The sequence below is a fragment of the Pectobacterium betavasculorum genome (assembly GCF_000749845.1).
GTDB classification, from domain to species: Bacteria; Pseudomonadota; Gammaproteobacteria; order Enterobacterales; family Enterobacteriaceae; genus Pectobacterium; species Pectobacterium betavasculorum.
On sequence record NZ_JQHM01000011.1, the window covers coordinates 71,948 to 87,869 of the forward strand.

The window sequence follows — 15,922 nt, forward strand, 5'->3', positions numbered from 1 at the left end:
GGTCGACTGAGTCAGTATTTCGGTCGTGCCGCGCATTTGTTGGCTACTGGTGTGATGGAAACGTCGCATAAAATGCTTACTACTCTGATTTAGTCATCGCTGGGAAGCGTGTGTTGCGGTCAAGTGTGTATTTATCAGGCCTTGATCACGCAATGTGGACTTTTGAAAACAAATAAATTGATGAATTATTGTAGTTATAGTTAATTAATTTGAATGATGTTTTTATTGCCCCAGATCAAGGTTTTGCGTAATCAGCGTGTTCTTTTTTTGCAGCTCAGATTAATCTGAGAGTCATTCTTATTACCCATAAATACCTCTAAATGGATAGGTGGAACATGCTGGATAGTATTAATCGTCTATTAGATAAACCGGATCTTGGCAAGCTGCTTCTGCGTGTGTCTTTCAGTGTTTTGATGTTGTTCCATGGGTGGCACAAAGTACACGGCGGAATCGGCGGTATAGAGGGCATGCTGTCTTCCGCCGGGCTTCCCGCTTTTTTGGGGTACGGCGTCTATGTGGGGGAAGTGATCACGCCGATTCTGATGATTCTGGGGATCTTAACGCGTCCTTCCGCGCTGATTTTTTCTTTTACGATGGTTGCCGCTTCACTGTTGGCGCATCCGGCTAACTTCTTTATTTTCACGAAAACCGGTGCCTGGGGTGTTGAAGGCACGGCGGTGTACTTCTTTGCCGGAATCGCGATTGCCCTGCTTGGTAGCGGAAAATACTCTGTGATGTCGAATCCACGCTGGCGCTGATGGTTTTTGCCAGCAGATTATTTTTTCGTCAGTAACACTGATTGTGTGAAACGGCCCGGTTTTTCCGGGCCATTTCATTTTTATCCTTTCTCGCTTATTCCCTCTTCTTAACCTTGCAATACAGTAGGGTTCAGGTTTCAATACGTCGTTGGGGTATAAACCCCGAATGCATTGATGTTGCTGATGTTAACTGCCACTGTGATTGATCTATCGTGTGAACACGATGTTTTTGTGAACACTATGCTTGTGTGAACACCACTCTTGTGAAACCATTTTTTTGTGAAAACCATTTTTATAAAAACACTGGAACGCCCTGATGCTAAAGATTTTTAATACGCTGAGTCGCCAAAAAGAGGAATTTAAACCTATCCACGCCGATCAGGTGGGAATGTATGTGTGTGGCATCACCGTTTATGACCTGTGTCATATCGGTCACGGGCGTACTTTCGTGGCGTTTGATGTGGTGGCGCGGTATTTGCGGTATCTGGGATATTCACTGAAATATGTGCGTAATGTCACCGATATTGACGACAAAATTATTAAACGTGCGATCGAAAATGGGGAAACCAGTGACCAACTGACAACCCGCATGATTGCAGAGATGCATGCCGATTTTGATGCCTTGAATATTCTGCGCCCTGATGCTGAACCGCGTGCGACGCACCATATTGCCGACATCATCGAAATGGTGGAAACGCTGATTGCCCGTCGCCACGCCTATGTGGCGAGCAATGGTGATGTGATGTTCTCTGTTGATACCGCACCGGGCTATGGTGTGCTGTCTCGTCAGGATCTGGATCAGTTGCAGGCAGGTGCGCGGGTTGAAATTACCGAAGTGAAGCGTAACCCGATGGACTTCGTGCTGTGGAAAATGTCCAAACCGGGTGAACCTCACTGGTCTTCTCCGTGGGGAGAAGGGCGTCCTGGCTGGCATATCGAATGTTCTGCCATGAACTGTAAACAGCTTGGCGAGCACTTTGATATTCACGGCGGTGGTTCAGATTTGATGTTCCCGCACCACGAAAACGAGATTGCGCAATCCAGCTGTGCGCACGATGGCCCGTATGTGAATTACTGGATGCACTCCGGCATGGTGATGGTTGACCGCGAAAAGATGTCAAAATCGCTCAACAATTTCTTCACCGTGCGTGACGTGCTGGCGTATTACGACCCTGAAACCGTGCGCTACTTCCTGATGTCAGGGCACTATCGTAGTCAGTTGAATTACAGTGAAGACAACCTGAAGCAGGCGCGTGCAGCGTTAGAGCGTCTGTATACCGCATTGCGCGGAACAGATCCCAGCGTTGAGGCACACGGTGGTGACGAGTTTGAAGCACGTTTCCGAGAAGCAATGGACGATGATTTCAATACGCCGGAAGCTTACTCGGTGTTGTTTGATATGGCGCGTGAAGTTAATCGCCTGAAAGCGGAAGATGGGCAGGCGGCGAATCAACTGGCATCGGCACTGCGCAAACTGTCTGGTGTGCTTGGTCTGCTGGAGCAGGATCCTGAGCAGTTCCTGCAAAATGGTGCGCAGGTGGATGATGATGAAGTGAAAGAAATCGACGCGTTAGTTCAACAACGCAAAGATGCCCGAGCAGCGAAAGATTGGGCGCTGGCGGATCAGGCTCGCGATCGGCTGAATGAAATGGGGATCGTACTGGAAGATGGTCCACAGGGGACGATCTGGCGCCGTAAGTAGTAAAATAACCGTTTCTCTCAGTAAACACGTTTTCAGCGAACAAAAAGCCCGCAAGAGTAAAATTGCGGGCTTTTTTTCGACATTATTGGTGTCTTAAACGCTACTCGGCGATTTTTACCGTCTCGCCGTTGAACTGAACGGTTTGCCCTGCGACGATCTTACAGCGCTTGCGCGTTTCTGTCTGGCCGTCAACGGTCACGTCGCCTGCGGCGATAGCCAGTTTAGCCGTCGCTCCGCTTTCACTCCAGCCCAGCAATTTCAAGAGATCGCATAGTTCAACGTGCGGGTGTTTTTCAAGATTAAAGATTGCCATAAATTCCTGCTTATTCGTGTTCGACTCGCCAATTATTCGGCGTAGTCATGGTACTCTTCGCACGCCTGTAGCGTGTTTTGAATCAGTGTGGCAACGGTCATAGGGCCGACGCCGCCCGGCACAGGACTGATGTAAGACGCTTTTTCATATGCTGTTTCAAATTCCACATCACCGACGACTTTGCCGCTTTCCAGACGGTTGATTCCCACATCCAGCACGATTGCGCCTGGTTTAATCCATTCGCCAGGGATAAAGCCTGGTTTACCCACCGCGACAACTAGCAGGTCGGCGTTTTCAATATGGTGGCGTAGATTTTTAGTAAAACGATGCGTGACGGTGGTGGTACAACCCGCCAGCAACAGTTCCAGACTCATCGGACGGCCAACAATGTTGGATGCGCCGACGACAACGGCATTCAGCCCGAAGGTATCGATATTATAACGCTCTAATAGCGTGATGATGCCGCGTGGCGTACAGGCGCGCAGCAGCGGCGCACGCTGGCACAGACGACCCACGTTGTAAGGGTGGAAGCCATCAACGTCTTTATCTGGGGCGATACGTTCGATCACTTTGGTGTTATCAATGCTTTCCGGCAGCGGGAGCTGAACCAGAATACCGTCAATCGTCTGGTCGGCGTTGAGCTGGTCGATAAGTGCTAACAGCTCTGATTCCGTTGTGGTGATGGGTAAATCATAAGAGCGGGAGATAAAGCCGACTTCTTCACATACCTTGCGCTTGCTGGTTACATAAATCTGTGACGCTGGATTCTCGCCAACCAGCACAACAGCCAGACCCGGTGCGCGTTTTCCTTCAGCCAAACGCTGCGTGACTCGTGCGGCAACTTCGTCTTTGACCTGCTGCGCAATCGTTTTACCATCAATAATCTTTGCTGCCATCTGAGATGAGACCCATCAATTGGAATGTAGGGGAGATGGCCGCTATTTTGTCAGAAGCTGCGCGTGCTGTCAGGTATTGCATAAACATTAATTCCAATTGAGCTCGCTATTCGCTGACCTCGAACCGGTTTTTACCGTTATTTTTGGCGTGATACAGCGCGACATCGGCAATATCAATAATGGCTGCTGCCGCTGGCGGTGGGTTATCAACGCTGAACACATAGACGCCAGCGCTAATGGTGACGATTTTCTCTGAGAACAGCGTCATTTCATGCGCTATCTTTTCCTCGCGTACTGAATCCAGCGCGCACTGAGCGAGCGTGGTAGCACTTTGCTTATCGGTATCGGTGATAATGATGGCGAACTCTTCACCGCCATAGCGGGCGACTAAATCTTCTTTTCGTTTCGGCATTTTGCTCAGGGCGTTACCAATCTTGCGCAGGCACTCATCGCCGGCTACATGCCCATAATAGTCGTTATATTTTTTGAAGGCGTCGACATCGATCATGATCAGCGCCATACACTGCCGTGTTTCTGCTGCTCGCAATAGGGTTTGTTGCAGGAAAATATCAAACTGGCGGCGGTTAGCTAAGCCCGTCAGGCCATCAAACAGCGCCAGCGCTTGCAAGGTGTGGTTAACCGACGTGAGCTCATCACGCACGATGGTTAAATCGATCTGGTTTTTTAAATTCATACGGACCTGCCTCAGCACGATTAGGCCAAGTAGGGTAATCGTGAACAGTAGAATTAAAGTAATGACACCGTAAACCAGACTGTCCGATTTCCATTTATTGAGAACCAATCCAAGATCGAAACCCGCGGCGATAACAATCGGGTAACGCTTTAATTTTGTGTAACCATAAATGCGTTCGATATGGTCGAGCGTAGAGACAAACGTTGATGTTCCGCTTTCTGACTGTTTCAGGTGCTCTGAAAAGAGTGGGCCGCTTGACACATTTCGGTTGATGTAAGAGTCATCGTAAGGACGGCCGTACAGAATCCGGCCGTCGGAAAGTAGAATGGCGAGCACGTCCATGTTCCCCATTGAGTAATAGCCATAATACTGTTTGAAATAGTTCAACGAGAGCGTGGCGAGCAGCACACCGTTAAAGCTGCCGTCTGGTTTATTGATGCGCATAGATACGGGAACGATCAGATCGCCGGTAGAGCGGCTCTGAATCACGCTGCCGATATGAATGCTCTGACTGACGTTGTTCTGGTGATACTTGAAATACTCTCTGTCGGCGTTATTGACATTTGCCGGTTTTGCTATCCCTGAATTTACCAACCATTCGCCTTTATCGTCATAAATGAAGATGCCATGCAACTGCGGCAACGCTGCTTTACGACTCCTTAAAATATCGCCCAGTCGATTCAATTGTACGGAAGATTGACCATCCTGCTCGATACGCTCTTGTAAATCCTGCAACAAGATATCGACTTGTAAAAAAGTATCTTCGGCATGGCGCGCCAGCGACAGCGACAAGTTTTTAGCGTTTCGCTCTGTGGAATCGATAAGCTGTTGGTGAGAATTGAATACGGCCCATCCGTTCAGCGCCACAACAGTGGTGATGATGAATAACATAAAAATAATCATCAATTTTGGGAGTGGCATTTGATACTGGCTGGCTTTTTCCCGCGTGCTGGCCTTCATTATCCTTCTCATCCTTTGCCAAAGAAATGACTGATGATAAGTGTAGACCTTCTTGCCATTTGCGTTGTTATTGATGAGGTTGGCTTATGTTTTTTTCTGTATCTCATTTTTAGTGCTGTGGTTGGATAGTCTTTTTATTTATGACAGAAGATAAAAGCGGGAACCGTTTTATCCAACGGTAAAAGTAAATCACAAAGCGTTACTCCGTATACAGCTTTATGCATAACTTGTTTTTACGCTAATTATTTTAAAGCGTAACAGGGTGTAAAAAAATTAGTTATCATTATATGCGCTATGTTTAATTAGCGTTTAACCAAGGTTGTTAATGGTATTGTGTTTCGAACGTTTCGACTGATAAGTAAGACGTGTCTTCGTTAATGGTGATGTCATTAATCGAAGGCAAGGAACAAGAAATAAATTGAAATATAACGCCTCTATTCAGATGAGGAAATAAAAAAGATACTGCGGCGGAATAGGGTTTTAGCCAGTGATGAAATAAAAGGCCCTCCATGAAAATAGCGTTTTGCTGAAGACGATGCGCAGCATAAGGCGCGGTTGTGGTATTACCTGCCGTTTCTTATCGTAGGGCATTCCCCTGGCTTGCACTGCTGCCGGGCGCGTTACGCAGCGGCTGGACTGAACGGAAAGTGAACCCAGAGCGGTACTTTTACTGTGTTGGATGGTGATGCCGCTGCTGTTTTTCAGCATCGCTAAAGGCAAGCTGTTGACCTACATTCTGCCGTGTTTTACACCACTGGCGCTGCCGAGCATTTCCATGACGCACTGGCCATCGCTTAGCACGTTGATCGCGGGTTGGCCTGTTGTCGCTGTGCTGCACGGGATTATCTGCTACGGTCTGTCGATGGTGTGCTGGTTCATGGTGCTGCGCTATCTGCCGCTAAGCCGTGCCTATCCGCTGATTAGCCTTAGCTACGCGGTGGTCTACCTAGCCGCGGTTTTTCTGCCGTGGCTGAACGAACCGATGAGCCAGCGTAAAAACCTCGGTGTTCTGATTATTCTTCTCGGGGTTTGGCTGGTTAGCCACAGTGCACAGGCGACGAAGTAAACTGCCTATGCATTGCGAGGGAGATTATTGACTGAAAATGTGTGCGGCACCGTTCACGCTTAGTCTAACCTGTTGGCCGACAGTGAAAGCAGTGTGACTGACGGTTTTCAGTTCAATGGGGGACGGCGCGCAGCCCGGTGCCCCGAGCAGAAGCAGCATCAATGCATAGCGCTGCTCTGGCTTTATTTCGGCGCGTGTCGCGGTGTGAAATGGTATGAATTTATCGATTAAAAAACAGCCAGCTGTGTCTGTGAAATTCATTTCATCGGAAATGAGATATAACGTCATGATTTACAGAAACAAATCCCGTTTCATCATCTATATTTAATATGCAGGCTGTGAGTAGCGATACAACAAATACACCGTATTTCTCGGTGTCACGTTCGCTTGTCTGCAATTTTAAGTTAATTGGCCGACAAAGGGTGACACAGCAACTGATATTCAGGGGGATGGAAAAATGGATGTAGAAACGCGGATGATTGAGCTTATCGTTAAATCTGGCGAAACACGTTCCTGCGCAATGGAAGCACTGAGATCCGCTCGCCGAGGCGAGTGGGATCACGTCGATGAACTATTAAAAATGGCTGCGGTAGCGCTGAATAAAGCGCAGTTGATCCAGACCGGATTTATTGGTTATCAGAGTAAGGAAAAAACCAATCTCGAACTTATCGTCGTGCACGCGCAGGATCACCTGATGAATGCGATGCTGTGCCGTGAACTGGCTGAAGAGATAATTGAACTCAGGAAAGAGGTATCTGGCGTTAATATGCACATGCGCTGACCATATTGCTGAGCAAATGAAAAGCCATTCAGCCTCACGCTGAGTGGCTTTGCTATTTCGGGGAGAACAAGATTACTCATGAATTTGTATAATAGAGACAAGTTCATAACCCCACTATTTTGGATACTCTGGTGTTAAAAGAAAATTTTAATGACCTCATCTCGTTCCCGTGGTGGGAATAGAACGCAGTTTTACCAAAGCGGCAGCGAAGCTCGGGCTTTCCCAGTAGGCGCTAAGCCGAACGCTATTTTTTCTGCGTTATTTATTAGGGTGATTTTTATTATTTTTTAATTATCGATTCTATAAAAATAAAGTGGATATTCACCGTGCTTCGATCAGATACCTTCAGAGATTAATGCCTTGACTGCTCACATTGATTTTTTATCTTCATCATTCCCGCTGGCGGCAAGGGGGCTGTCATCATATTACCAGCAAACAGTGACTCACGAGGCTCCTGCCATCGAACCTTTCCCTCTCATATTCAGGCTACGTAAGCGACAAGAAAGGCAGGAAAACTGTTTCCTGCGGCTGATTATTGTGACGGACATAAACACTGTACATACCGTTACACAGCAACGCTCATCATCGAAGATAACCCTGGTATATAATCCAAAACACAGGGATAGATTTACGTGAAGATAAAAATTCACAAATTTCAAACAATAAATATCATGTAGCCTTACTTTATAATGAAAATCAAAAATACTCTCTGCCTACATATCCTGATGGCAACCTTCGCCATCCTGTTTCTTAGCGTTCCACCGCTGGTGGCGAGCATTGATCCGGCGCTAACATTCCAGCCATTGATTAATACAATGGATGGAACGCCAAAAGAACAAAGGGAAAAAATAGCCACTATTTCTCATGCTTTACAGGGAAATGCGATTTTCTTTCTCGCTGCTTCCGAGGTTTCGACCTCTGAAGATGAACATTACGCAGTATATAATTACTTTAATAACCAGCTACATCGTCCAGTCGTGGCCTATGGCGATAGTTATGTCGATAGCGTTACGCATTTTCTACTGCTCTCGCGTTTTAAGAATGATCTTAACGCTAACAGTAAAGTTGTTTTGCTGCTGGCGCCCGATAGCTTTTATTCAGACGGTATTCCGCCGTCAATTTTTGCCAACAATTTCCCAGCATCTATTTTTAATCCGCTGATGAAGAATGACCAGACGCGTCCTTTTTTGGTCAATTACTTACAACATATCGATAAAGAAGAGATAAGTCATTTAACTTTCGGCCAAATGAAAGTCTATGGATGGCACCCCCAAATTATCTGGCAGGAAGTGAGTTATCAATTTGCTAATTTCTGCGAGCTGATAAAAAACGACTGGCTGGCGATGTTACATATTGTTCCGCAGCCTGCACAACCGTGGCCTCACCCGTCAACGACCAATGTTGCGCCTGACTGGGAGCGCGAACTGGCTCAGGCTCATGAGTTGAATAAGTCTCGTCAGCAAAGCGCAGCCACGTTATGGATGGATAAGACTGTTTTTGCCGACGATCAAACACCGGAAGAATGGGACAATGCGCCGATTGCTCCTGCGCAAATGGAGGCATTACGGGCGACGATTAAATTGCTTAAAGCGCGCAACGCCAGGTTTGTCGTCATTGTCGATCCGATTAATCCGTGGGCGATTAATAATTCCCGAAAATTCCAGCCAGTCGATAGCCAGATCAGATCGATGCTGGAGGAAAACAAGGTTCCTTATTTTGATATGTATGCGCAGCTTTATCAGAACGGCTGGAATTGGGATCGCCTGCACCCAACCGAGCCTGCATGGGTCGCGATGGATAAATTTATTGCTGAGAGTTTTAAATGATGAAAACCGCCATTCGCCTTTTTTTCCTTTATCTCTTTCTGGCGGTAACCATCGTCGCATGGACCTCTGTTGATGAAAGCATGAGTTTAAAAGTGCATTTTGAATATCAAAAATTCTGAAGGATGAATGATGTACAGCTCCGGAATGTTTTTTTTCCTTCTGTTTTCATCAGCATTAGTGTTTACGCTGATTAATCGCGTATTTAGTTATCGGCTGACGTATTTATCCGCTTTTTCCGTATTGGCGGTATTAGGCTGGGGATATATTTTCCAGGGGGATTACGTTGTTCCCGTGGCGGTTTTCCTGAGTTTTTATATTCTCGTCACCTTAAAAGAGAAAGGCTGGTTAAAAACCTGGCAGGCGGTCAGCCTGACGTTGCTCCCACTATTTTTGGTGAAATTACACCTCAATAACCATTGGGGCATGATTGGCCTGTCTTTTATGACCTTCCGCGCCATTGACGTTCTGCTTTATCGCAGTAAAAAAGATGGTCAGAATTTCCTGCATTACTTTTGCTACCTCTTTATGCCTTTTATTATTCTGGCTGGCCCGATGTATCGCTGGCGGACATGGCTTATTGACATTAATAAACCAGTTTTCACGTTGACCCGTGAGCAGTTTTTAGTGGCTGTGGAGCAAATTTTTACCGGTATTATTCAGAAGTTCTTATTCGCCATGCTGATCAATAATCTGGTTATTGAGTCGTGGAGCCATCGCCCATTTACGTTAAGCGTTGGTGTGGTGATGTCGTTGGCCTACAGCGCCTATCTGTATTTTGATTTTGCTGGTTACAGCAATATGGCTATTGGAGCAGGGCGCTTATTTGGTCTGAATATCCCGGCGAACTTCAATATGCCCATTTTGGCTAAAAACCCGCAGGATTTCTGGCGTCGTTTCCACATCAGCCTGTCTGAATGGCTGAGAGACGTGGTCTTTATGCCGATTTATATGAATCTGATGAAGCTCGATTTTTTCCGACAGAACAAAACGCTGGCGCAGAATATTGGCATCTTCTGCACCCTGTTTTGCATGGGGGCATGGAACGGGCTCGAACGACACTATGTCATTAGCGGCGCATTGTTTGGCGCTATTTCGGTTGCTCACAACATGTTGCAATGGTCTGCCAAGCGCAACCCGGCTCTGCACCATTGTCTACATCATCCGGTTATTGTGTTCATCGGTCGAATTCTGACGCTGGCAAGCGCCGCGGCCTCCCTCTATATCTTTAGCGGAATGTCTCCTCTATGAACCTTCACTCAGAGCTTCAGGAACTGCAAGATTTCCTTCGTGCGGCACTACTCCAGCCCGCTAATCCAAATCAACTGGCGATTAGCGGCAGCGATGACGCGATGACCTGGCAACAGTTATCCGTTGCCGTGACAGACTGGTCGCAGCGCTATCAGCAATGCCAGCGGCCGGCAGGTTCACCCGTCGTGCTATATGGGCACCAGCAGGCGGAGTTTGCCGTGGCGATCTATAGCTGTCTGCTGCATAACATTCCGTATGTCCCGGTGGACTGCATCTATCCGCAGGAGCGACTCAGGGAGATTTGCCGCCTGGCGAACGCCCCTTACTACTACGATGTCGTGACCCGGCAGTTCATTGCGACCGGTAAGGCTGGTCAGGCGCTCGTCGAGCAGGAGCTCGCCTATATCATGTTCACCTCCGGCAGCACCGGAAAACCCAAGGGTGTACAGATCGGGCGTGAAAGCCTGTGGCATTTCATGAAGTGGGTACGTGAGGATTTCTCGCTGCCAGACGCGCCGGTGCTGATGAACCATGCGGTGTTCAGCTTCGATCTCTCTCTGATTCCGCTGCTGGCGAATCTGGCAACGGGGGGGCACATCGTTCTGAATGCGAAAGAGGATATCGCAGCAGAAAACTGGCTCGAACGCCTGAAAGACAATGGCGTTTCCGTTTGGGTCTCAACGCCATCTTTCGCCTACCAAAGGCTGCTTTCTCCTCAGTTCAACAGTGAATATTTACCTGAACTCAACGTCTTTGTGTTCATTGGCGAAGTGCTAAACAAGGCGCTGGTCAAACAGTTACGCCGTCGCTTCCCGCACGCCAAAATTCTCAACTCCTATGGCCCAACGGAAGCGACTATCGCTACCACCGTCATCGAAATCACCGATGACATCCTGCACAGCGAAAACGATCTGCTGCCGGTCGGCGCGATGATGCCGGATTCCAGAATGGAAATTACCGCTGAGGGTGAGCTGATTATTTGGGGCAAAAATGTGATGCGCGGCTACCTTGGGCTCACGCAGGAGAACGCTGAGAAATTGCTGCATCGGGGAAGTGAAGCATTCCGAGGATACAGAACCGGCGACCTAGGCTACGAGGATGGCCTTCTGTATTGTCAGGGTAGAAATGACAGCCAGATCAAACTCAATGGCTACCGTATTGAAATCAACGAGATTGAAAACCGCCTGCTGGCGATATCCGACATCAGCGAGGCGGTTGTTCTGCCGCTGATGAAATCAGGCGGCGGTGTTCTGCGTATAGCGGCATTCTGTGTGACGAACTTAGCGCCAGAAGCGATTAAAACCTCGTTATCTAAGGTGATTCCGCCTTACATGGTGCCTTCCCAAATCATTATCAAAGATGCGTTGCCGCTGAACCCTAACGGCAAAATCGATCGTAAACTGCTGGATACCCATGCCCGCACGATTTAATTATCTCAGGAAAAATCATGGAACAAGAAATACTCGCGCTGTTTGAAAAGATCTTATCCCGTAAAGTGGGCTTTAACGATGAGCTAATTGAGTCCGATATTCTTGACTCGATTCTGGCGGTCGATCTGGTGCTGGAAGTGCAGGACGTTTACGGCTGCGTGATCCCACCAACCGAAGTTGCTACCGTTCTGAAGACTCCAGCGGATCTGGCTCGTTACATTGAAGAGAACCGTAGCTAATCCTTAAACAACGACGGTTTTGCACTATTTAAAGATCCCGGATAGATTTATCTGGGATCTTTTTTATTACCAACTGAAAAACCACGTCCTGTGGGCGTGGTCATCAACAGATTTTTGTCTTCGAATTTAACTCTCAGGATTGGCTGAGGCTTATTTTTGAGGGTTTTGATACGTCCTTATAGGGCGCAATCAAAGCCGCCTTCTATGAAGGCGGATTTTTACTTAGCTAAGAGTTCTCTTCGGACGATTTCTGCGCCTGCACGTAACGCATTGAGCTTGCCGGTGGCTACTCGACGAGGCAAGGGAGCCATGCCACAGTTGGTTGAAGGATAGAGCTTGTCGGCATCGACAAACTGAAGCGCTTTTCGCAGAGTATCGGCTACTTCCTCTGGTGTCTCAATGGCATTAGTTGCCACGTCAATGGCTCCAACCATCACTTTTTTACCGCGAATCAGTTCAAGCAAATCCATGGGAACATGCGAGTTATGACATTCCAGTGAGATAATATCGATATTGGATGTTTGCAGTTTAGGAAACGCTTCTTCATATTGGCGCCACTCTGATCCCAGCGTCTTTTTCCAATCTGTATTGGCTTTGATGCCATATCCGTAGCAGATATGTACCGCTGTCTCACATTTCAGCCCTTCAATCGCTCTTTCTAACGCGGCGATACCCCAATCATTCACTTCATCAAAAAAGACATTAAAAGCGGGTTCATCAAACTGAATAATATCCACACCCGCAGCTTCTAACTCTCTGGCTTCTTGATTGAGAATTTTTGCGAATTCCCAGGCTAGCTTTTCGCGGCTTTTATAGTGGTTATCATAGAGTGTGTCGATCATCGTCATCGGCCCTGGTAAGGCCCATTTAATGGGTTTTTTGGTCAACTGACGTAAAAACTTGGCATCTTCAACAAAAACAGGTTTTTGACGCGCTACTGCACCGACAACTGTCGGTACGCTTGCGTCATAGCGATTACGAATTTTAACGACTTCACGTTTCTCAAAATCCACGCCGCTAAGATGCTCAATAAACGTCGTGACAAAGTGTTGGCGCGTTTGCTCGCCATCGCTGACTATATCAATCCCTGCACGCAGTTGATCAAACAGTGACAAACTCAGAGCATCTTTTTTCCCCTCAATTAACTCTTCGTTTTGTAATTTCCAGGGAGACCACAGTTTCTCAGGCTCTGCGAGCCAGGACGGTTTGGGCAAACTTCCAGCAGTTGACGTGGGTAGCAATGTTTTCATAGCAGGTGACCTTATATTTTTTGGTGAATCAAAGCGCGTAATGAGCAGACCATTGCTCAAGAATACTTTTGTATCGGTTGATGAAGTGCTCTTCAGTAAACTTTCCTTGCTCAATAGCCAACTGACTGCGTTCTACCCGATCATAAACAATTTTTGTTAATGAATGATCCTGATGATTCAGGTTGGGTTGATAGTCTTGTCCTGCTGCCGAGTTAGCATTGTAAATCTCAGGTCGGTAAATTTTTTGGAAAGTCTCCATCGTGCTGATAGTACTGATAAGCTCAAGATTCGTGTAATCGCTCAGTAAATCACCAGAAAAATAAAAAGCCAAAGGTGCAACACTATTTGCAGGCATAAAGTAGCGGGCCTGTAATCCCATCTTTTCGAAATAATGATCGGTCAAGGAAGACGCATTTTGCTGGTATTCGATGCCCAAGACAGGATGCTGATTCCCTGTCCGATGGTAGGTGTTTTTACTTGAAACGCTTAGGCATATAACCGGTTGTTTATTAAAGTTATCTTTGTAAAAGTTTGAATTCGTGAAACATTTAAATAATTTCCCATGCAAATCGCCAAAATTATCTGGCGTGCTAAATCCGGGGTGACTCTTATTATGCTCTGGCAGTAACACGCTAAAATCATAATCTCGCACGTAAGAGGAAAAGTTATTCCCTACGATGCCTTCAATGCGTTCATTGGTTTTTTTATCAACAATATTCGTTTTCAATATTTCAATGACTGGAAAGGTGTTGCCATTGCCTTCAATGTCAATCTCAACGGAAATGATTTCAAGTTCGACAGAATAACGGTCAGCTTTGGGATTATCCCAATATGCTAATGTATTGAAGCGGTTATCAATCATCAGTAACGTGTTGCGCAAGTTCTCCTGACGGCTCTTGCCTCTGGCCAAATTAGCAAAGTTGGTCGTGATACGCGTATTTTCTGAGGGATTATAATTCTCATCGAAGCTACTGCTCTTAATTGTAAATGTAAAATCTTTATTCATTACTGTCTTTGCATCCTAATATTTGATATGAAAGCTGAATTAATTTGTTGATTTTAATGGTTTTGTTTGTTTCTCACTCAGCGGTCTTCATGTTGTCAATACGTTAACATTGCATATTTTATGCCTGAATCATTACCTGAGTGAAAGAGACTTAATTTCATTACAACATGAACCATATTCATGATCAGGGGTACTGCCATGACTGGTGTTGTTGCAGAAATCCCTGCCCTCCAGAATTTACCGCTGCAACCCATGGGTCAGTAGCGGCAACAGGATCAGAAAACGGAGAGGATTACTTATCAGGTTAGTGCAATCTCCCAACCTACTCGTCGAGGTCGGCCAAGATATTTGGGTTAATTGTCAGTCAGTAATAAAAAACTACGCCACGCGCACATCGTTTGAAGGAGTTCGCCAATTTTATTTTTCCGGCTCCTTCTCCATTCACCAGAGGAGAAAAAACGATGAGTACCACTACCGATTACCGCCTTCTTAACGACCAGTTCGTGGATATGGCATTTATTACCCAGTTGACCGGATTAACCGACAAATGGTTTTACAAGCTGATTCAACTGGGTGAGTTTCCGAAGCCGATTAAGCTAGGCCGCAGTTCCCGCTGGCTGCAAAGTGAAGTCGAAATCTGGTTACAGCAACGTATCGATCAGTCTCGCAATAGTCACGTCTTCACTCTCCCTTTTTTATCAAAATGTGAATAACAGACCGCTATCCGATTCCACGGAGGACACCGACTGTCTGTTATTCAGCATACTGGAGACTTTTCTAAATGACACGTAATACGGCACTATCCACGTTGCTGGATAAGTACCAAAGCGATCTTGACGACAGTGCAGCGCACGCCATCCATCAGGGTATCAGTACGCGAAAAATTCATACTTTCCATCGGTTGAGACTGACGGCAGTTTCCCTGCCAGACCAGCATAAGTCGCATCTGATTGTCCCCGCAAAACTAATGCAGAAATCAAGAATATCGCGTATTGAGGCTGCCAGCAGAGCCATTCTGCCAGTGGAGACCAGACGCTACCTTCGACGGTATCTTATGCTGAGCGCTATTCTGATCAGCGAATGTGATCGACTACATCTGGATGAATTGAGTGACAGCCTTCAAAGACTATTTGATCGAGAAAATGAACCCGGTATTCAGGAAACGTTAACACTACTGTGCTGGCCTGAACTACTTAACGGCCTGTCTTATGGTGAATGGGCATCGCTGGCTGATAAAACCGACAGACAGATTCAGGTGTGGATTAAGACCCGTCTACGCACTCAGCCAGCACGTCGGGCAATGATTGACGAATACGTTTTCTTCGCCTGCTTTGGTTACTGGAGAGATTATTACCCTGCTTGATATTGATAAATTTATAAGGACATCCTCCCCATCCATCGTCAATACCTTCCAAATAGACGGCCATCTCACACCCTTAACGCAAACTTTCAGCATAACTACGCATTCTGCGCAACTTCTTGCTCACTTTCTGGCATAAATCACTTTTTGCGCAATGGATGCCGTTTTTTCGCGAGGTCTGCGCAACTTCTTGCTCAAATTTGACTTAGGGAAAATTTGAGTTAAGTAATTTACCATTAAAAACAATAACATAAAAATTGGCATGCGGATTGCTATACGAACAGTGAAGTTATTCAACTCGTTCAACAACAAGGAGCAAAACTATGCCAACTCCATGCTATATCAGCATCGAAGGGAAAACGCAGGGCAACATCACCGCAGGGGCTTTCACCT

General features: G+C 46.6%; 15 protein-coding genes and 2 pseudogenes. 12 read left to right on the forward strand and 5 right to left on the reverse strand.

What is annotated here, in order from left to right; genetic code table 11:
• Positions 1-335 precede the first annotated feature (335 nt).
• Both KP22_RS16965 and cysS read left to right on the forward strand, forming a co-directional pair.
• Complete coding sequence (locus tag KP22_RS16965) at positions 336-758, forward strand: DoxX family protein (protein WP_039306378.1); 423 nt, start codon at positions 336-338, stop codon at positions 756-758.
• 316 nt (positions 759-1,074) lie between these two features.
• Positions 1,075-2,460, forward strand: a complete 1,386-nt coding sequence (cysS, locus tag KP22_RS16970; RefSeq protein ID WP_039306381.1) for a cysteine--tRNA ligase — start codon at positions 1,075-1,077, stop codon at positions 2,458-2,460.
• Between the two features lie 100 nt (positions 2,461-2,560).
• Here cysS and ybcJ read toward each other — a convergent pair whose 3' ends face one another.
• The 3 genes from ybcJ to KP22_RS16985 form a co-directional block, all read right to left on the reverse strand.
• Complete coding sequence (ybcJ, locus tag KP22_RS16975; RefSeq protein WP_039306383.1) at positions 2,561-2,773, reverse strand: ribosome-associated protein YbcJ; 213 nt, start codon at positions 2,771-2,773, stop codon at positions 2,561-2,563.
• A gap of 32 nt (positions 2,774-2,805) precedes the next feature.
• A complete protein-coding gene (folD, locus tag KP22_RS16980) occupies positions 2,806-3,669 on the reverse strand; it encodes a bifunctional methylenetetrahydrofolate dehydrogenase/methenyltetrahydrofolate cyclohydrolase FolD (protein WP_039306386.1) in 864 nt (287 codons plus the stop codon).
• Between the two features lie 106 nt (positions 3,670-3,775).
• Positions 3,776-5,323, reverse strand: a complete 1,548-nt coding sequence (locus KP22_RS16985) for a sensor domain-containing diguanylate cyclase (RefSeq protein WP_039325348.1) — start codon at positions 5,321-5,323, stop codon at positions 3,776-3,778.
• 519 nt (positions 5,324-5,842) lie between these two features.
• Here KP22_RS16985 and arnT point away from each other — a divergent pair.
• From arnT to KP22_RS17020, 7 genes and pseudogenes are all read left to right on the forward strand, one after another.
• Positions 5,843-6,086, forward strand: a pseudogene (gene arnT / locus KP22_RS22635) (4-amino-4-deoxy-L-arabinose lipid A transferase); the annotation flags it as partial.
• The gene (arnF, locus tag KP22_RS16990) at positions 6,060-6,389 is read left to right on the forward strand and encodes a 4-amino-4-deoxy-L-arabinose-phosphoundecaprenol flippase subunit ArnF (protein ID WP_244880042.1); all 330 of its coding nucleotides are present in this window, start codon (positions 6,060-6,062) and stop codon (positions 6,387-6,389) included. The pseudogene arnT and the gene arnF, both read left to right, overlap by 27 nt.
• Positions 6,390-6,846: 457 nt before the next feature.
• A complete protein-coding gene (locus tag KP22_RS17000) occupies positions 6,847-7,170 on the forward strand; it encodes a PTS lactose/cellobiose transporter subunit IIA (protein WP_039306394.1) in 324 nt (107 codons plus the stop codon).
• 689 nt (positions 7,171-7,859) lie between these two features.
• Positions 7,860-8,996 carry a D-alanyl-lipoteichoic acid biosynthesis protein DltD gene (locus tag KP22_RS17005; RefSeq protein WP_039325355.1) on the forward strand — a complete coding sequence of 379 codons (1,137 nt, stop codon included), beginning with the start codon at positions 7,860-7,862 and terminating at the stop codon, positions 8,994-8,996.
• A gap of 129 nt (positions 8,997-9,125) precedes the next feature.
• Positions 9,126-10,244 carry a membrane-bound O-acyltransferase family protein gene (locus KP22_RS17010; protein WP_039325357.1) on the forward strand — a complete coding sequence of 373 codons (1,119 nt, stop codon included), beginning with the start codon at positions 9,126-9,128 and terminating at the stop codon, positions 10,242-10,244.
• Positions 10,241-11,674 carry an AMP-binding protein gene (locus tag KP22_RS17015; protein WP_039325359.1) on the forward strand — a complete coding sequence of 478 codons (1,434 nt, stop codon included), beginning with the start codon at positions 10,241-10,243 and terminating at the stop codon, positions 11,672-11,674. Before KP22_RS17010 ends, KP22_RS17015 begins: the two co-directional genes overlap by 4 nt.
• A gap of 17 nt (positions 11,675-11,691) precedes the next feature.
• Entirely contained in the window at positions 11,692-11,913 is a 222-nt protein-coding gene (locus KP22_RS17020; RefSeq protein WP_039306408.1) for an acyl carrier protein, read from the forward strand.
• A gap of 218 nt (positions 11,914-12,131) precedes the next feature.
• Here the strand turns inward: KP22_RS17020 and KP22_RS17025 are convergent, their stop codons facing one another.
• On the reverse strand, positions 12,132-13,163 hold the full coding sequence (locus tag KP22_RS17025) for a methionine synthase (RefSeq protein ID WP_039325360.1): 1,032 nt from the start codon (positions 13,161-13,163) through the stop codon (positions 12,132-12,134).
• A gap of 28 nt (positions 13,164-13,191) precedes the next feature.
• Complete coding sequence (locus KP22_RS17030; RefSeq protein WP_039306415.1) at positions 13,192-14,169, reverse strand: DUF1852 domain-containing protein; 978 nt, start codon at positions 14,167-14,169, stop codon at positions 13,192-13,194.
• 461 nt (positions 14,170-14,630) lie between these two features.
• Between KP22_RS17030 and KP22_RS17035 the strand changes: the two genes are divergently transcribed.
• From KP22_RS17035 to KP22_RS22475, 3 genes and pseudogenes are all read left to right on the forward strand, one after another.
• Positions 14,631-14,882, forward strand: coding sequence for a helix-turn-helix transcriptional regulator (locus KP22_RS17035; RefSeq protein WP_039325362.1), 252 nt, complete (start codon positions 14,631-14,633; stop codon positions 14,880-14,882).
• A 68-nt stretch (positions 14,883-14,950) separates the two neighbouring features.
• Positions 14,951-15,532: a hypothetical protein gene (locus KP22_RS17040; protein ID WP_039325364.1), complete on the forward strand. Its 582-nt coding sequence runs from the start codon at positions 14,951-14,953 to the stop codon at positions 15,530-15,532.
• Between the two features lie 320 nt (positions 15,533-15,852).
• A pseudogene (locus KP22_RS22475) lies at positions 15,853-15,922 on the forward strand (type VI secretion system tube protein Hcp); the annotation flags it as partial.

Bases quoted from the DNA above. Each gene is read 5' to 3' on its own strand.
- KP22_RS17040 (WP_039325364.1), top strand. From the start codon at position 14,951: ATGACACGTAATACGGCACTATCCACGTTGCTGGATAAGTACCAAAGC.
- KP22_RS17010 (WP_039325357.1), top strand. From the start codon at position 9,126: ATGTACAGCTCCGGAATGTTTTTTTTCCTTCTGTTTTCATCAGCATTA.
- KP22_RS16965 (WP_039306378.1), top strand. From the start codon at position 336: ATGCTGGATAGTATTAATCGTCTATTAGATAAACCGGATCTTGGCAAG.
- KP22_RS17015 (WP_039325359.1), top strand. From the start codon at position 10,241: ATGAACCTTCACTCAGAGCTTCAGGAACTGCAAGATTTCCTTCGTGCG.
- ybcJ (WP_039306383.1), bottom strand. From the start codon at position 2,773: ATGGCAATCTTTAATCTTGAAAAACACCCGCACGTTGAACTATGCGAT.
- folD (WP_039306386.1), bottom strand. From the start codon at position 3,669: ATGGCAGCAAAGATTATTGATGGTAAAACGATTGCGCAGCAGGTCAAA.
- KP22_RS17020 (WP_039306408.1), top strand. From the start codon at position 11,692: ATGGAACAAGAAATACTCGCGCTGTTTGAAAAGATCTTATCCCGTAAA.
- cysS (WP_039306381.1), top strand. From the start codon at position 1,075: ATGCTAAAGATTTTTAATACGCTGAGTCGCCAAAAAGAGGAATTTAAA.
- KP22_RS17000 (WP_039306394.1), top strand. From the start codon at position 6,847: ATGGATGTAGAAACGCGGATGATTGAGCTTATCGTTAAATCTGGCGAA.
- KP22_RS17025 (WP_039325360.1), bottom strand. From the start codon at position 13,163: ATGAAAACATTGCTACCCACGTCAACTGCTGGAAGTTTGCCCAAACCG.
- KP22_RS17030 (WP_039306415.1), bottom strand. From the start codon at position 14,169: ATGAATAAAGATTTTACATTTACAATTAAGAGCAGTAGCTTCGATGAG.
- KP22_RS17035 (WP_039325362.1), top strand. From the start codon at position 14,631: ATGAGTACCACTACCGATTACCGCCTTCTTAACGACCAGTTCGTGGAT.
- KP22_RS17005 (WP_039325355.1), top strand. From the start codon at position 7,860: ATGAAAATCAAAAATACTCTCTGCCTACATATCCTGATGGCAACCTTC.
- KP22_RS16985 (WP_039325348.1), bottom strand. From the start codon at position 5,323: ATGAAGGCCAGCACGCGGGAAAAAGCCAGCCAGTATCAAATGCCACTC.